Raw genomic sequence first — 15397 nt, forward strand, 5'->3', positions numbered from 1 at the left:
AGTGATGGAATTAGCAATTAAAGACGCTTCTGGCGGTCTTGAAGTTTCTGAAGCTACTTTTGGACGTGAGTTTAACGAAGCATTAGTACACCAAGTAGTTGTTGCATACGCAGCAGGTGCTCGTCAAGGTACTCGTGCTCAGAAGACACGTTCTGAAGTAAGCGGTGGTGGTAAAAAACCATGGGCTCAAAAAGGTACTGGCCGTGCACGTGCCGGTACAATCCGTAGCCCAATTTGGCGTTCAGGTGGCGTTAGCTTTGCAGCTAAACCACAAGACCACAGCCAAAAAGTAAACCGTAAAATGTACCGTGGTGCGATTAAAAGCATCTTATCTGAATTAGTTCGTCAAGAGCGTTTAATCGTTGTTGAAAGTTTTGCTCTAGCAGCACCAAAAACTAAAGAACTAGTTGCTAAGCTTAAAGAACTTGAGCTTAAAGATGTTCTTATCGTGACTGAAGAAGTTGATGAAAATCTTTTCTTATCGGCACGTAACCTTTATAAGGTTGACACACGTGATGTAGCTGGTATCGATCCTGTAAGCTTAATTGCTTTCGATAAGGTACTTATTACAGCCGCTGCTGTTAAGCAACTTGAGGAGGCGCTAGCATGATTCGCGAAGAACGTCTTTTAAAAGTGATCCTTGCTCCACATATCTCTGAAAAAAGCACAATTGCTGCTGAAGAAAACAATACTATTGTTTTTAAAGTAGTAAATGACGCAACTAAAGCTGAAATTAAAGTAGCAGTTGAGAAGCTTTTTGAAGTAGAAGTAACGGGTGTTCGCACACTTAACGTTAAGGGTAAAACAAAACGTACTGGCGCACGTTTCGGTCGTCGTAGCGACTGGAAAAAAGCTTACGTTACTCTTAAAGAAGGCAGCGAGCTAGACTTTGTCGGCGGCGCCGAGTAATAAGGGGATAGAATTATGGCACTTCAAAAGTGTAAGCCTACTTCTGCGGGCCGTCGTCACCTAGTTAAAGTGGTTAACTCTGATCTACATAAGGGTAAGCCATACGCACCACTTTTAGAGAAAAACTCTAAATCAGGTGGTCGTAATAACAATGGTCGTATTACGGTTCGTCATATCGGTGGTGGTCATAAACAACATTACCGTTTAATCGATTTTAAACGTACTAAAGATGGCATTCCAGCCACTGTTGAACGTTTAGAATACGATCCAAATCGTAGCGCAAACATCGCTCTTGTATTATATGCAGACGGTGAGCGTCGTTACATTATCGCACCAAAAGGCTTAAAAGCTGGCGATGCAATCCAGTCTGGTGTTGATGCACCAATCAAACCTGGTAATGCATTACCAATGCGTAATATGCCTGTAGGTTCGACTGTTCACAACGTAGAATTAAAACCAGGTAAAGGTGCTCAAATCGCACGTTCTGCTGGTGCATACGTTCAAATCCTTGCTCGTGATGGTCAGTATGTAACATTACGTCTTCGTTCAGGCGAAGTTCGTAAAGTTGAATCTGATTGTCGTGCGACTCTAGGTGAAGTAGGCAATGCAGAGCATATGCTTCGTTCACTTGGTAAAGCAGGTGCAAATCGCTGGCGTGGTATTCGTCCGACAGTTCGTGGTGTTGCCATGAACCCGGTAGATCACCCACACGGTGGTGGTGAAGGTCGTACATCTGGTGGTCGTCATCCTGTGTCTCCATGGGGTAAGCCGACTAAAGGTGCGAAGACGCGTAAGAACAAGCGTACGGATAAATTTATAGTACGTCGTCGTACTAAGTAATATTGAGGAATAGCCATGCCACGCTCTCTCAAGAAGGGTCCTTTTATAGACCTACACTTGCTGAAGAAGGTAGAGAAAGCTTTGGAAAGCGGTGAGAAAAAGCCAATTAAAACTTGGAGCCGTCGTTCAATGATCATACCTAACATGATCGGATTGACCATTGCTGTCCATAATGGTCGCCAGCACGTACCAGTTTTCGTTTCTGACGAAATGATCGGTCACAAACTAGGTGAATTTGCACCAACTCGCACTTACCGTGGCCATGCTGCGGATAAGAAAGCGAAGAAACGATAAGAGGGGAAGATAAATGCAAGCATTAGCTAAACATAAATTCGCCTCTGGTTCGGCGCAAAAAGCACGTCTAGTTGCAGATCAGATCCGCGGGTTACCTGTAGATCGCGCACTAGAAATCCTGGCGTACAGCCCTAAGAAAGCGGCTGTATTAGTTAAGAAAGTACTTGAGTCTGCTATTGCTAACGCAGAGCATAACGAAGGTGCTGACATTGATGAGCTTCGTATAACAACGATCTTTGTGGACGATGGTCCTACAATGAAACGTATTATGCCTCGTGCTAAAGGACGCGCAGATCGCATCCTTAAGCGTACAAGCCATATCACTGTTATGGTTTCAGATAGCTAGGAGTATAAGTAATGGGACAAAAAGTTCATCCTACTGGTATTCGCCTAGGTATATCTAAACCTTGGGTTTCTACCTGGTACGCGAGTTCAAAAGATTTCTCTGCACAGCTTTTTGGCGATCACAAAGTTCGTACATTCCTTACTAAGGAATTAAAAACGGCTTCTGTGTCTAAAATCGTTATTGAGCGTCCAGCAAAATCAATCCGAGTAACAATTCACACGGCTCGTCCGGGTGTTGTTATCGGTAAAAAAGGCGAAGACGTAGAAAAATTACGTCAAGCGGTAACTAAAATCGCTGGTGTACCTGCTCAGATTAATATCTCTGAAGTACGTAAACCAGAACTAGATGCACAACTAGTAGCAGACGGCATTGCCTCTCAACTAGAACGTCGTGTTATGTTCCGTCGCGCTATGAAGCGTTCGGTACAAAATGCAATGCGCATCGGTTCTAAAGGGATTAAAGTTGAAGTTAGCGGTCGTCTTGGCGGCGCTGAAATCGCACGTTCAGAATGGTATCGTGAAGGTCGTGTACCTCTACATACTCTTCGTGCTGATATCGATTACGCAACTTCTGAAGCCTTAACCACTTATGGTATCATTGGTGTTAAAGTTTGGATCTTCAAAGGCGAAGTTATTGGTGGTTTACCACTAGTACAAGAGCAAGAGAAGCCAGCTAAACGCGCACCAAAGAAAGCCAAGAAAAGTGCTAAGTAGAGGTAGCGAGTAATGTTACAGCCAAAACGTACAAAATTCCGTAAAATGCACAAAGGCCGCAACCGCGGTTTAGCGCAAAACGGTAACAAAGTAAGCTTCGGTACTTTCGGATTGAAAGCAACTGGCCGTGGCCGTATGACTGCTCGTCAAATCGAAGCAGCTCGTCGTGCTATGACGCGTCACGTGAAACGTCAAGGTAAAATCTGGATTCGTGTCTTCCCTGACAAACCGATTACAGAAAAACCTCTTGAAGTTCGTATGGGTAAAGGTAAAGGTTCTGTTGAATATTGGGTTGCTGAAATTCAGCCTGGTAAAGTACTTTACGAAATGGAAGGTGTTTCAGAAGAGCTTGCTCGTGAAGCGTTTGACCTTGCTGCTCGTAAACTGCCATTCAAAACAACTTTCGTAACTCGGACGGTAATGTGATGAAAGCTAGCGAACTAAAAGATAAAAGCGTAGAAGAGCTTAATGCTGAACTTCTAGGACTACTTCGTGAGCAATTTAATATGCGCATGCAAGCTAGCACTGGTCAGTTAGCTCAGACACACACGCTAAGAACAGTACGCCGCGATATCGCGCGTGTAAAAACAGTTATTAACCAGAAGGCAGGTCAATAATGAGCGATAAAATTCGTACTCTTCAAGGCCGTGTAATCAGCGACAAGATGGAAAAATCTTTCACTATCGCTATCGCACGTTATGTGAAGCACCCAATCTATGGGAAATTCATTAAACGTACGACTAAGTTACACGTACATGACGAAAATAACACAGCAAAAGCGGGTGACGTAGTTACTATCCGTGAATGCGCACCAATTTCTAAGAATAAATCTTGGACTTTAGTAGACGTTATTTCTAGTCCAAAACAAGCTTAATTTTTAATTAAGTTAGTTTTGTAAAAAAGCCCTGGCATTAGCCGGGGCTTTTTGTTTTCTGGAACTGCCTTATCCTGAAACGTGTTTATACATTTAGGACTTATACCAATCCGCAATAATACTTAATCATTTTGCGGGGCTAAACGTGTCGCTACCTGCTTTAAAAAATGCTCATTTAGAACAACTAAATAGCGAATTTCTGCCTACCTATCAACACGTTTTTCCAGCCTCAAAATAGATCACTTAATTAAGCGAATTGGTATTATTTTATGAAAACTATTAAAACTATTAAAACTAAAGACGTTAAGTTAGTTGGTATTATCTTTTTATCAGAAATACAAAAGCATGCAGGGTAGTTTTCTGGTTTGTGTCATCAACTCCGTTGTTGTTATATATTTTTGGTGTCAGAACTAGTGGGTGAATCACAAAAGTTTGATTATAAGCTTACATATCTCAGTAACTTTAATACTTGCTATAGGCATCTCAGCCGTTGTGCTGCTTTTCTCTTACTTTATTTCAATGTTACAGTTTTAAGGTATCGAAAATAGATATTCAAATATAACTTTAATCATTCGCTTGTGTGGTTTTTTTATGTCTAAAACCTCAATTTATCGCCTAAAATGAATATTCTGGTATGATTAGCAAATATGCGCTTTTGAATGAATTTTTGAGGTAATAATGACGCGTAGTTTTGAATTTCATTTAACTGATGAGATTGCCACGGTTGCAATGGGTAATCGCGTTGCTGATATTATAGAGCAAGGTGCGGTTATTTATTTACATGGTGATTTAGGTGCTGGTAAAACAACGTTTACACGAGGTGTAGTGCAAGGCTTTGGCCATACAGGTAAGGTTAAAAGCCCGACCTATACACTAGTAGAACCTTATGAGCTTGAGCGTGCAAATGTTTATCATTTTGACTTATACCGCTTAGGTGATCCTGAAGAACTCGAATACATGGGAATACGCGATTATTTCTCAGCAGACGCAATTTGTGTTGTTGAATGGCCTGAAAAGGGTGGTGAATTTATTCCTGTGCCTGATTTAGATATTACTCTAAGCTATGTGGGTAACGAACGTAAAATTGTTATAAATAGTGCGAGTGAGCGCGGTATAGCAATTGTCGAAAAACTAAATAATCAATAATAATATAGTTAAGGCAGTAATTATCCAATGAGCCGAGGTGTAGTTAAACTTTTTATTTATCTTATGGTTATCACCATAAGCTTGCCGCTATGGGCTAAAAACACAATCAATAGTGTGCGTGTATGGCCGTCTCCAGATAGTACGCGCGTGGTATTTGATTTAAATGATAAGCCCGACTTTAGCTATTTCATGCTTAAAAACCCTAGCCGCCTAGTGATTGATTTAGAAAATACTAGCGAGTTAAAAACATTGCCAGGTGTGCCCCCGAAACATCAAATAGTAAGCAAATTACGTTACTCAAAACCTAAAAATAAACAAAGCGTACGTTTAGTATTTGAATTAAGTGCGCCAATAAAGCCAGTGGTATTTGCCCTCGCACCTACAGGCCCTTATAAAAATAGACTCGTTGTTGATTTATACAATAAAAGCCAAGCTACTACAGTTGTTTCTCCTGCTCAAACAGCCGCTAAAAACCGTCAACTAAGTCAAGAGCGCGACATTGTTATTGCGATTGATGCGGGGCATGGTGGCGAAGATCCTGGTTCAATTGGGCCATCAGGCACCTACGAAAAAACAGTTACACTGCAAATTGCGAAGCGTTTAGAGCGCATGATTGATGGCGAACGTGGCATGATTTCGCGCATGGTACGAAGCGGTGACTATTTTGTAAAATTAAATACCCGTACTAATCGAGCCCGTGAAAAAAAGGCAGATTTTTTTGTTTCTATTCATGCTGATGCATTTACAAGCCCTGGGCCAAATGGTGCCTCTGTGTGGGTTTTATCATTAAGACGTGCTAATTCAGAAATAGGTAAATGGATAGAAGATAAAGAAAAACACTCCGAGCTTTTAGGTGGCGCTGCTGATGTAATGAAAGATGCCGCCAATGAAAAATATCTAGCACAAGCGTTGCTTGATATGTCGATGGACCACTCTATGAAAACTGGCTTAAATGTAGCTGACGAAGTGGTTAAAGAGCTTCGTAAGGTTGCCAAACTGCATAAAAAAGATCCCCAGCATGCGAGCCTTGCAGTACTAAAATCACCAGATATTCCATCTATTTTGGTAGAAACGGGGTTTATATCTAACCCGCGAGAAGAAAAGCTACTTAAAAGCCCTAATCATCAAGAGCGTTTAGCTAAAGCGATATTTACTTCAATTAAAAATTATTATTTGAAAAATCCGCCGGATGATTCGTTATTTGCTAAATTAAAGTCGCAATATCCAACAAAGCATAAAGTACGCCCCGGTGAATCTTTAAGTATGTTAGCGAGTCGCTATGGCGTTACAGTCAATAAATTAAAACAAGTTAATAAGCTTAGTTCTAATACCTTATTTATTGGGCAAGAGCTCGATATACCTCAAAGTTAGTCATTATTAGCGCAATGTTTGCTAGGAAGTCTCATGAATATTGAAATATTACCAGCGCGTTTAGCCAACCAAATTGCCGCAGGCGAAGTGGTTGAGCGCCCAGCGTCGGTAGTAAAAGAGCTTGTTGAAAATAGTTTAGATGCTGGCGCAACGCGTATTCAAATTGATATTGAGCGCGGCGGCCACAAACTTATTCGTATTCGTGATAATGGCGCAGGGATAAGTAAAGATGAGCTAACGCTCGCACTTTCTCGCCACGCGACAAGTAAATTAAAATCACTTGATGACCTTGAAAACATTTGCTCACTTGGCTTTAGAGGGGAAGCACTTGCGTCAATTAGTTCTGTGTCGCGTTTAACGCTGAGCTCAAAACCAAAAGAGCAAGAAGCAGCTTGGCAAGCTTTTGCAGAAGGCCGCGACATGGCCGTTCAAGTAAAACCTGTAGCGCATCCCGATGGCACAACCATTGAAGTAAAAGATTTATTTTTTAATACTCCAGCACGTCGTAAATTTTTACGCACCGAAAAAACTGAATTTAGCCATATTGATGAGTTGATAAAGCGTATTGCGCTTAGTCGCTTTGATGTCTCTATTACACTAACTCACAACGAAAAAGTAGTAAGGCAGTATCGTGCCAAAACTGATCCCTCTCAGGCTATAACACGCGTAGCACAAGTTGCAGGTAAGGCCTTTGCTGAGCAAGGTTTGCATATTCAATCAGGAGAGGCTGGCCTACAGCTGCATGGTTGGGTGCTACCTGTAGGCTCAGCGAATACGACTCAGTACACTTATGTGAATAATCGCATGATGCGCGATAAGCTTATTTTGCATGCTATACGCCAGGCATTTGAAGAAGTAAGTGGAACACAAGAATTACCCGGTTTTGTCATTTATATTGATATTGACCCTCGGCAGGTTGATGTAAATGTTCACCCTGCTAAGCATGAAGTGCGTTTTCATCAAGGGCGGTTAATTCATGATTTTATATTGCAAGCTATTAAGCAGGTAGTCGTGCCATTGCAAGGCGAATTCACTAACGAATCAGCGAGCACAGAAGCAGAATTCACGCCAGCGTTCATTGAGTCAACGCATAGCAGTGCTAATAATATAGAAAGCGAAGGAGTGTTTGATTACCCTAAATCGCAATTACAGCCTTCTTACTCTGGAAGTGCTGGTAGCTCAAGTTCGTCCTCAGGTACTAGAAGTGTTGGCGGTACATACCGTGCTACACCAAGCACGAGCCATCATGACGTAAATGCGTTTTATCAAGGAGTGAGTGAGCAACACGCCGCACATTTTGATAATGCAGCCAATATATCTGCTGCACAACACCAGTCAGTATCTGTTGATAATGTCTTAAAAGCTGTTTCTATTATAAGTGTTAGTGAAGGAGTGTGTGTCTTTAGTGAAGAGCAGCAATTGTATTGCTCACATTTTAAATATGCATTAGTTGATGATTGGCATAATCAAATTAAAGAGTTCGGAAGTTTAGAAGGGAAAGCCCTTTTGTTACCAGTGCGAGTAAACTTAGAAAAAGAAGATTGTTTACTTATAGAATCCCAGCAATCGTGGTTTACCTTACTTGGTTTTGAACTTGTAATAGAAAAACAATTTGTAATGGTTAAAAAATTGCCAGCGTGTTTATATTTACTTGACGTAAGTGCAGCGGTAGGTGAGCTACTTGATGCGTGTAAAGCAAAACTTGAAAATATAGAAAATTGGTTAGAATGGCAAATGAAATGCGTGCCGACCCGATTTTATTTAAGCAATGTATTTTTAGCGCAACAAATGCGCTTACAAAATAATCCACAAACTATTGAACGCTTGCGTAAAAAAGCAGTTAAAATAGAGCTAAATCACTATTTAACGCAATTAGATTAAGGTATCAGTGTTGAGTAATTTACCAGTTATATTTTTAATGGGTCCAACTGCAGCAGGTAAAACAGCATTGGCAATCTCGCTGTGCGAGCATTTAAATACAGAAATAATCAGCGTAGATTCAGCGCTAGTGTATAAAGGTATGGACATTGGTACAGCAAAACCTGATGCCGAAGAATTAGCCAAAGCTCCGCATCATTTAATTGATCTACTTGACCCGAGTGAAACGTATTCAGTTGCAGATTTTAGGCGCGATGCAGTGCAAAAAATTGACGAATTTCACAGACAAGGTAAAGTGCCTGTATTGGTTGGAGGTACAATGCTGTACTTCAAATCTTTAATTGATGGTTTATCGCCATTACCTGAAGCAGATACAGAGATAAGAGCAGAGTTAGAAGCGCAAGCGAAAGAATTTGGCTGGCCTCATTTATATAAAGAATTAGTTAAAGTTGACCCAAAAGCAGCCGAAAAAATAAGTGAAAATGATTCACAAAGAATTAATCGGGCTTTAGAGGTTTACAGGTTAACTGGTAAGGCCATGACTGAGTTGCAAATGCAAAAACAGCCGGCTTTACCTTATACTTTTCATCAATTTGCAATTGCACCGCAAGAACGCAGTGAATTACATCGCCGAATTGAAGAAAGGTTTAAAATAATGATTGATCAGGGGTTTGAAAATGAAGTTTCGACCCTATATCTACGTAAGGATTTACACCCCAATATGCCTTCTATTCGTTGTGTTGGTTATAGACAAATGTGGGATTACCTTGCGGGTGAAACAAGCCATGATGAAATGGTTTTTCGTGGCATCGCAGCAACACGTCAGCTGGCAAAACGGCAGTTAACGTGGCTTCGTAGTTGGCCTGATGTTACTTGGTTAACAACAGGCGACGAAGAAAACTTGCATCGTGTAGTAAGTTCGCTAAGCTAGTAGTAGTTGAATATTGTTTTTTATCAAATAAGTTCAGCCACTTAATTATAATAACACCTAGAACGAAGGAACAATAACATGGCAAAAGGCCAATCGTTACAAGACCCATTTTTGAATGCACTACGACGTGAGCGCATTCCAGTATCAATCTTTTTAGTAAATGGCATAAAATTACAAGGCAAAATTCAGTCATTTGACCAATTTGTTATTTTACTAGAGAACACCGTAAATCAAATGGTTTATAAGCATGCAATTTCTACAGTTGTCCCTGCTCGCGCAGTTAACTTCCAAGCAGTTCAAGGGAGTGAAGACACTGAAGAGGCAGAAGCTGGAAACTTTTAATTAGGAGCATAATGTTTGTTTGACCGCTATGAATCCGGCGAACAGGCAATTTTAGTTCATATCGACTTACCTAAAGAAGGAGATCGTGAAGATCTTCATGAATTAGAAATGTTGGTATCTTCTGCTGGTGTTAGTAGTTTGGCGGTTGTGCAAGGCAGCCGTCAAGCACCACATCCGAAACTATTCGTCGGTACCGGTAAAGCAGAAGAAATAGCTGAGATTGTCAAAATCCACAAAGCAGATGTCGTAATTTTTAATCATCAACTCAGGCCATCACAAGAGCGTAATTTAGAGCGCGTTTGTCAATGTCGTGTGCTTGATAGAACGACGCTAATTCTTGATATTTTTGCCCAGCGCGCACGTACCCACGAGGGTAAGCTGCAAGTTGAATTGGCTCAACTTCGCCATATGTCGACTCGATTAATTCGAGGCTGGACTCACCTCGAACGTCAAAAAGGCGGGATTGGTTTACGTGGCCCTGGTGAAACTCAACTTGAAACTGACAGAAGATTACTTCGTGCCCGTATCCAAAATATTCGTGCACGTTTAGCAAAAGTTGCAGTGCAACGTGAACAAGGTAGGCGAGCTCGTACTCGCAACGAAATACCTACAGTTTCATTAGTTGGTTATACCAATGCGGGTAAATCTACATTATTTAATCGAATTACAAATTCAGATGTATACGCGGCCGATCAGTTGTTTGCCACGCTTGACCCGACTCTACGTAAGCTTGAGTTAGGTGATGTTGGCCCTGTTATCTTAGCTGATACAGTGGGCTTTATTCGTCACCTACCACATGACTTAGTTGCTGCTTTTAAAGCAACGCTTACTGAAACTCGCGAAGCTGATTTGCAGTTACATGTAATTGATGCAGCAGACTCACGTCTGCAAGAAAATATTGAACAAGTACAATCGGTGCTTAAAGAAATTGAGGCCGACGAAGTACCACAGCTATTAATTTATAATAAAATTGATGCGCTGGATAACGTAAGCCCACGTATTGATCGAGACGACGAAGGCCAACCTATAAGAGTATGGCTTAGCGCTCAGACTGGTGAAGGGTGTGAATTACTTAGCGAGGCTATCAGTGAGTTACTAGCTAAGAAGATGTTTAACGAAACATTATTTCTTACGCCATTGTATGGTCGCTTAAGAGCTGCATTGTTCAGCTTAAATGCAGTGCATGAAGAGCAATTTGATGAGCAAGGTAATTGGCTTTTAGATGTTAGAATGCCAATGGTTGAGTGGAATCGTTTAATTAAAGAATTTGGTCCTGAAATTGCTGGTTTTATCAACCGTAATTAAAAATTGACGTTTTAATGTCGGTTTTTGTATGAGAAACGCGGTAGATTTGTTAGATTTAACACAATTTCCTAATTTATTTAGATAACAATGGAGTATAGCTATGGCCTGGAATGAACCGGGTAATAATGGCAATGACAAAGATCCGTGGAATAATAAAGGCGGACGTGATCAAGGCCCACCTGATTTAGACGAGGTGTTCCGCAAGTTTAGTAACAAGTTCAGCGGCTTATTTGGCGGGAAAAAATCCGGCAATGGTAGCGGCGGTGGACTTGGCGGAGCCGGTATTTCATTCATACTTATTATCGCCGTTATTGTATGGGCGTTAAGTGGTATTTATACGGTTAAAGAAGCCGAGCGTGGTGTGGTTCTACAATTTGGTAAATATGACCGAATTGCTGATCCTGGTTTGCGTTGGAAAATGACTTTCATCGAAACGGTAATCCCAGTAGATATTGAAGCTGTTCGTTCATTATCGGCTTCTGGTTTTATGCTTACTGAAGACGAAAACGTAGTGAGCGTTGAGTTTCAGGTGCAATACCGTGTTATTGACCCATACCTTTATGAATTTAGCGTAACTAACGCAGATAGTAGCTTAGAAGAAGCGCTAGACAGTGCACTGCGTTATGTTGTGGGCCATGCAAAAATGGACCAAGTATTAACTAATGGCCGTGAGGTTGTTCGTCAAAATACATGGGATGAGCTTAATAAGATTATCGAACCATATAACTTAGGTTTAATTGTTACTGACGTGAACTTTAAAGACTCTCGTCCACCAACTGAAGTTAAAGATGCATTTGATGATGCAATTGCTGCACAAGAAGATGAAGAACGTTTCATCCGTGAAGCAGAAGCATATGCTCGTGAAATTGAACCGCGTGCTCGTGGTCAAGTAACGCGTATGACTCAAGAAGCGGAAGGTTATCAAGAGCGCATTACATTGGAAGCACAAGGTGAGGTAGCTCGCTTTGAAAAGCTTTTACCTGAATATCAAGCAGCTAAAGAAGTTACTCGTGAGCGCTTATACATTGATGCAATGGAAGAAGTGTTAGGGAGTAGTTCTAAAATATTGGTTGATGTTAAAGGCGGCAATAACATGATGTATTTACCTCTTGATAAAATCATGGACAAGCAAGGAACCGCAACACGAGTTGCACTTCCAAGTTCAAGTGATATTCAAGACTTACGTAATAAAGTTAATACGTCGCGCAATAGCTCTGTTAATAGTGGTAATGACCGCTTTAACAACGACCGCTTCAATGATGGGAGATAATCATAATGAAAAACTTTAGTTTAGTAATACTATTAGCTGCCATTGTTATGTCTTTCTCATCGGTATTTGTTGTACCTGAAGGGCAAAAAGCAATTGTAATGTTATTCAGTAAAGTACAAAAAGATAGCGACGATAAAGCGATTGTATATGGCCCTGGCCTACAATTTAAAGTTCCATTTTTTAGCCAAGTACGTCGTATTGATGCACGTATTCAAACGCTAGATGGTGCGCCAGATCGCTTTGTTACTAGCGAGAAAAAAGACTTAATTGTTGATTCGTTTGTAAAATGGCGCGTTAATGACTTTAGTGCTTTTTACTTACGTGCTCGTGGCGATAAGCAATATGCTGAAACGCTACTTAAGCAAAAAGTAAACAATGGTCTTCGTACAAACTTTGGTACACGTACAATTCGCGAAATTGTATCAGGTGAGCGTAGCGAGTTGATGGAAGAAGCGTTAGTACAAGCTTCTGAAAGTGCACGTGAGCTAGGTATTGAAGTACTAGACGTACGTGTTAAGCAAATCAACCTACCACAAGAAGTGAGTAGCTCTATTTACCAACGTATGCGCGCTGAGCGTACTGCGGTTGCAAAAGAGCACCGCTCTGAAGGTCAGGAAAAAGCAGAGACTATTCGTGCGGGAGTTGACCGTCGAGTAACTGTAATGCTTGCTGATGCTGAGCGTAATGCACGTTCTGTACGTGGTCAAGGCGATGCTGATGCTGCAGGCATTTATGCTAATGCGTACAACAAAGACCCTGAGTTCTTTAGTTTTGTACGTTCGCTGGAAGCTTACAAAAAGACTTTTAAAGATAAGCAAGATGTTATGGTGCTTTCACCAGATAGCGACTTCTTCCAATATATGAAAGGCGCTAAAGCTCAATAGACTTTACGTTAATTATTTAAAAGTTAAAAAGCCTCGCATTTGCGGGGCTTTTTGTTAAATACAAACTAGTGCGTTAAATCACTGTTATTTATGTGGTTATTGGTCAATATTTGGATATAACAATTGCCCGCAGAAAAAATAAGCTGAACAGGGGTGATCTTTACTTTAGTTTTCTGGTAAAATCTCGTCCTAATTTTCTCTAAGTGAATTTACGATGGGTAAAAACGTTGTTGTATTAGGCACCCAATGGGGTGACGAAGGAAAGGGTAAGGTAGTTGATCTCCTTACAGACAAAGCATCTTTAGTAGTTCGTTATCAAGGTGGCCACAATGCGGGTCATACTTTAGTTATCGAAGGTGAAAAGACGGTTCTACACCTTATTCCATCGGGTGTATTACGTGACAATGTTAAATGTGTGATTGGTAATGGTGTAGTTTTATCACCAGAAGCGCTAATGAGAGAAATTGGCATGCTTGAAGAGCGCGGCGTACCAGTACGCGAGCGTCTTTTAATAAGTGAAGCATGTCCGCTAATCTTGCCTTTCCATGTTGCATTAGATGTAGCCCGCGAAACAGCTCGTGGCGATAAGCCTATTGGTACAACTGGCCGTGGAATCGGTCCTGCGTACGAAGATAAAGTAGCACGTCGTGGTTTACGCGTAGGCGATTTATTTAATCCTGAAGTATTTGCAGCTAAATTAAAAGAAGTGCTTGAGTACCACAACTTCACTTTAGTTAACTACTACAAAGTAGATGCTGTAGATTTCCAAAAAACGTTTGATGATGCAATGGCTGTTGCTGATATCTTAAAAGCAATGGTTGTAGATGTAACTGAGCTTTTAGATCAAACGCGTTTAGCAGGCGAAAACATTTTATTTGAAGGTGCACAAGGTACGTTACTTGATATAGATCACGGTACTTACCCTTATGTAACATCTTCAAACACTACCGCTGGTGGCGTTGCGACTGGTGCAGGTTTTGGTCCATTAAACCTTGATTACGTTTTAGGTATTATTAAAGCGTACACTACACGTGTTGGTTCAGGTCCTTTCCCTACAGAGCTTTACGACGGTCTTGATAAACAAGATCCAGTTGGTAAGCACCTAGGTGATAAAGGCCATGAGTTTGGCGCTACAACAGGTCGACTTCGTCGTACTGGTTGGTTAGATGCAGTGGCTATGCGCCGTGCAGTTCAAATCAATAGTATTTCAGGTTTTTGTTTAACTAAGCTTGATGTTTTAGATGGCTTAGAAACACTTAAAATCTGTACTGGTTACAAGCTTGAAGATGGCACAGTTACTAACGTAACACCATTAGCGGCTGAAGGTTACGATAAAGTAACACCAGTATACGAAGAAATGCCAGGTTGGTCAGAAAACACTGTTGGTGTAACGAGTCTTGACGGTTTACCAAAAGCTGCGATTGACTACATCAAACGTATTGAAGAAATTACAGGTGTTCCAATTGATATTATTTCTACAGGTCCTGACCGTGTAGAAACTATGGTGCTTCGCAATCCGTTTGCGTAATTACCATTAGATTAAAAAAAGCTGCTTCGTGCAGCTTTTTTTGTGTCTAAAATTCACCTTGGAACGATCTTTGTATATTATTTAATAAGTTTATTTATATAAGTGGTGAATATGCGTTTATTTAATCGTAATTGCGTACTAAGGCTTTCGTTAATACCGCTGTCTTTATTTATTGCAACCAACAGCTTAGCTACAGAAAGCCCTGCTGCTGTGCCGCTGTATACAGAATCAGAGCTAATTGCGTTAATAAATAAAAATACGCATTTAGCGCGCGTAAAGGCAGATGATTGCCAGTTGGTGCAAGATATAGAAGCACGAGCCAATAAAATGGCATTGCCGTCTTATCAATTTTTATACGGCGATATGCTGGCTTATAACGTGTGCGTTGATCGCAATGTAGAGTTAGGTGTGTATTACATGCGAAAAGCAGCTGAGCAAGGCTTAGCGGCAGCGCTAGAGCAATTGGGACGATACTATGACACTGGTCGCTTAGTTCAGCAAGATAAAGCAATGGCAATTACGTATTTGCGTGAAGCCTCGTCGCAAGGCAATTTAAAAGCACAACTACGTTTAGTTAAATTATTTAATGATGGTTATGGCAGCCCGCGTGATTTTGAAGATGCCTATCGTTGGCTATTCAATTCTATGGTGGCAGATAAAGCGACTCATAGAAAAATTGAGCGAGCGCTGACTAAGTTAGCGCAAAAAATGCCAGATAGTGTGGTTGCTCGAGCTCGCCTTCCTATTTAATGGCTGTTAAAAACAA

At 41.0% G+C, this 15397-nt stretch carries 19 protein-coding genes; all 19 read left to right on the forward strand.

Annotated features, from left to right (window positions below; all coding sequences use genetic code 11):
- The first annotated feature begins 4 nt into the window (after positions 1 to 4).
- Positions 5 to 610 (forward strand): 50S ribosomal protein L4, encoded by a 606-nt coding sequence (gene rplD, locus ABX891_RS03040; RefSeq protein ID WP_002957897.1) that lies wholly within the window; start codon positions 5 to 7, stop codon positions 608 to 610.
- Positions 607 to 909, forward strand: a complete 303-nt coding sequence (gene rplW / locus ABX891_RS03045; RefSeq protein ID WP_002957896.1) for a 50S ribosomal protein L23 — start codon at positions 607 to 609, stop codon at positions 907 to 909. Before rplD ends, rplW begins: the two co-directional genes overlap by 4 nt.
- A gap of 15 nt (positions 910 to 924) precedes the next feature.
- A complete protein-coding gene (gene rplB / locus ABX891_RS03050) occupies positions 925 to 1749 on the forward strand; it encodes a 50S ribosomal protein L2 (RefSeq protein ID WP_002957895.1) in 825 nt (274 codons plus the stop codon).
- A gap of 15 nt (positions 1750 to 1764) precedes the next feature.
- On the forward strand, positions 1765 to 2043 hold the full coding sequence (gene rpsS, locus ABX891_RS03055) for a 30S ribosomal protein S19 (RefSeq protein WP_004588689.1): 279 nt from the start codon (positions 1765 to 1767) through the stop codon (positions 2041 to 2043).
- 13 nt (positions 2044 to 2056) lie between these two features.
- Positions 2057 to 2389 (forward strand): 50S ribosomal protein L22, encoded by a 333-nt coding sequence (gene rplV / locus ABX891_RS03060; RefSeq protein ID WP_002957892.1) that lies wholly within the window; start codon positions 2057 to 2059, stop codon positions 2387 to 2389.
- Positions 2390 to 2400: 11 nt separating this feature from the next.
- Positions 2401 to 3102 carry a 30S ribosomal protein S3 gene (rpsC, locus tag ABX891_RS03065; protein WP_002957891.1) on the forward strand — a complete coding sequence of 234 codons (702 nt, stop codon included), beginning with the start codon at positions 2401 to 2403 and terminating at the stop codon, positions 3100 to 3102.
- 12 nt (positions 3103 to 3114) lie between these two features.
- Positions 3115 to 3528 (forward strand): 50S ribosomal protein L16, encoded by a 414-nt coding sequence (gene rplP, locus ABX891_RS03070; protein WP_002957890.1) that lies wholly within the window; start codon positions 3115 to 3117, stop codon positions 3526 to 3528.
- Positions 3528 to 3719 (forward strand): 50S ribosomal protein L29, encoded by a 192-nt coding sequence (gene rpmC, locus ABX891_RS03075; RefSeq protein ID WP_002957889.1) that lies wholly within the window; start codon positions 3528 to 3530, stop codon positions 3717 to 3719. Before rplP ends, rpmC begins: the two co-directional genes overlap by 1 nt.
- On the forward strand, positions 3719 to 3976 hold the full coding sequence (rpsQ, locus tag ABX891_RS03080; RefSeq protein WP_002957888.1) for a 30S ribosomal protein S17: 258 nt from the start codon (positions 3719 to 3721) through the stop codon (positions 3974 to 3976). Before rpmC ends, rpsQ begins: the two co-directional genes overlap by 1 nt.
- Positions 3977 to 4654: 678 nt before the next feature.
- Positions 4655 to 5122, forward strand: a complete 468-nt coding sequence (gene tsaE, locus ABX891_RS03085; protein WP_002957887.1) for a tRNA (adenosine(37)-N6)-threonylcarbamoyltransferase complex ATPase subunit type 1 TsaE — start codon at positions 4655 to 4657, stop codon at positions 5120 to 5122.
- Between the two features lie 27 nt (positions 5123 to 5149).
- Positions 5150 to 6493, forward strand: a complete 1344-nt coding sequence (locus ABX891_RS03090) for an N-acetylmuramoyl-L-alanine amidase (RefSeq protein ID WP_138489744.1) — start codon at positions 5150 to 5152, stop codon at positions 6491 to 6493.
- A 33-nt stretch (positions 6494 to 6526) separates the two neighbouring features.
- Positions 6527 to 8374: a DNA mismatch repair endonuclease MutL gene (gene mutL, locus ABX891_RS03095; protein WP_024605620.1), complete on the forward strand. Its 1848-nt coding sequence runs from the start codon at positions 6527 to 6529 to the stop codon at positions 8372 to 8374.
- Positions 8375 to 8384: 10 nt separating this feature from the next.
- Positions 8385 to 9302 carry a tRNA (adenosine(37)-N6)-dimethylallyltransferase MiaA gene (gene miaA, locus ABX891_RS03100; RefSeq protein WP_354628886.1) on the forward strand — a complete coding sequence of 306 codons (918 nt, stop codon included), beginning with the start codon at positions 8385 to 8387 and terminating at the stop codon, positions 9300 to 9302.
- Positions 9303 to 9380: 78 nt separating this feature from the next.
- Positions 9381 to 9644 carry an RNA chaperone Hfq gene (hfq, locus tag ABX891_RS03105; RefSeq protein ID WP_024597268.1) on the forward strand — a complete coding sequence of 88 codons (264 nt, stop codon included), beginning with the start codon at positions 9381 to 9383 and terminating at the stop codon, positions 9642 to 9644.
- Positions 9645 to 9659: 15 nt separating this feature from the next.
- Positions 9660 to 10949: a ribosome rescue GTPase HflX gene (gene hflX, locus ABX891_RS03110; RefSeq protein WP_024597267.1), complete on the forward strand. Its 1290-nt coding sequence runs from the start codon at positions 9660 to 9662 to the stop codon at positions 10947 to 10949.
- A 100-nt stretch (positions 10950 to 11049) separates the two neighbouring features.
- Complete coding sequence (gene hflK / locus ABX891_RS03115) at positions 11050 to 12219, forward strand: FtsH protease activity modulator HflK (protein ID WP_002957881.1); 1170 nt, start codon at positions 11050 to 11052, stop codon at positions 12217 to 12219.
- A gap of 5 nt (positions 12220 to 12224) precedes the next feature.
- Complete coding sequence (gene hflC / locus ABX891_RS03120) at positions 12225 to 13103, forward strand: protease modulator HflC (RefSeq protein ID WP_002957880.1); 879 nt, start codon at positions 12225 to 12227, stop codon at positions 13101 to 13103.
- A 214-nt stretch (positions 13104 to 13317) separates the two neighbouring features.
- Complete coding sequence (locus ABX891_RS03125) at positions 13318 to 14631, forward strand: adenylosuccinate synthase (RefSeq protein WP_024597266.1); 1314 nt, start codon at positions 13318 to 13320, stop codon at positions 14629 to 14631.
- A gap of 111 nt (positions 14632 to 14742) precedes the next feature.
- The gene (locus tag ABX891_RS03130; RefSeq protein ID WP_039489024.1) at positions 14743 to 15381 is read left to right on the forward strand and encodes a tetratricopeptide repeat protein; all 639 of its coding nucleotides are present in this window, start codon (positions 14743 to 14745) and stop codon (positions 15379 to 15381) included.
- Positions 15382 to 15397 lie beyond the last annotated feature (16 nt).

The sequence above is a fragment of the Pseudoalteromonas sp. NCIMB 1079 genome (genome assembly GCF_040567695.1).
In the GTDB taxonomy this organism is placed as follows: Bacteria; Pseudomonadota; Gammaproteobacteria; order Enterobacterales; family Alteromonadaceae; genus Pseudoalteromonas; species Pseudoalteromonas distincta.

Bases quoted from the DNA above. Each gene is read 5' to 3' on its own strand.
- rplD (WP_002957897.1), top strand. From the start codon at position 5: ATGGAATTAGCAATTAAAGACGCTTCTGGCGGTCTTGAAGTTTCTGAA.
- rplW (WP_002957896.1), top strand. From the start codon at position 607: ATGATTCGCGAAGAACGTCTTTTAAAAGTGATCCTTGCTCCACATATC.
- rplB (WP_002957895.1), top strand. From the start codon at position 925: ATGGCACTTCAAAAGTGTAAGCCTACTTCTGCGGGCCGTCGTCACCTA.
- rpsS (WP_004588689.1), top strand. From the start codon at position 1,765: ATGCCACGCTCTCTCAAGAAGGGTCCTTTTATAGACCTACACTTGCTG.
- rplV (WP_002957892.1), top strand. From the start codon at position 2,057: ATGCAAGCATTAGCTAAACATAAATTCGCCTCTGGTTCGGCGCAAAAA.
- rpsC (WP_002957891.1), top strand. From the start codon at position 2,401: ATGGGACAAAAAGTTCATCCTACTGGTATTCGCCTAGGTATATCTAAA.
- rplP (WP_002957890.1), top strand. From the start codon at position 3,115: ATGTTACAGCCAAAACGTACAAAATTCCGTAAAATGCACAAAGGCCGC.
- rpmC (WP_002957889.1), top strand. From the start codon at position 3,528: ATGAAAGCTAGCGAACTAAAAGATAAAAGCGTAGAAGAGCTTAATGCT.
- rpsQ (WP_002957888.1), top strand. From the start codon at position 3,719: ATGAGCGATAAAATTCGTACTCTTCAAGGCCGTGTAATCAGCGACAAG.
- tsaE (WP_002957887.1), top strand. From the start codon at position 4,655: ATGACGCGTAGTTTTGAATTTCATTTAACTGATGAGATTGCCACGGTT.
- ABX891_RS03090 (WP_138489744.1), top strand. From the start codon at position 5,150: ATGAGCCGAGGTGTAGTTAAACTTTTTATTTATCTTATGGTTATCACC.
- mutL (WP_024605620.1), top strand. From the start codon at position 6,527: ATGAATATTGAAATATTACCAGCGCGTTTAGCCAACCAAATTGCCGCA.
- hfq (WP_024597268.1), top strand. From the start codon at position 9,381: ATGGCAAAAGGCCAATCGTTACAAGACCCATTTTTGAATGCACTACGA.
- hflK (WP_002957881.1), top strand. From the start codon at position 11,050: ATGGCCTGGAATGAACCGGGTAATAATGGCAATGACAAAGATCCGTGG.
- hflC (WP_002957880.1), top strand. From the start codon at position 12,225: ATGAAAAACTTTAGTTTAGTAATACTATTAGCTGCCATTGTTATGTCT.
- ABX891_RS03125 (WP_024597266.1), top strand. From the start codon at position 13,318: ATGGGTAAAAACGTTGTTGTATTAGGCACCCAATGGGGTGACGAAGGA.
- ABX891_RS03130 (WP_039489024.1), top strand. From the start codon at position 14,743: ATGCGTTTATTTAATCGTAATTGCGTACTAAGGCTTTCGTTAATACCG.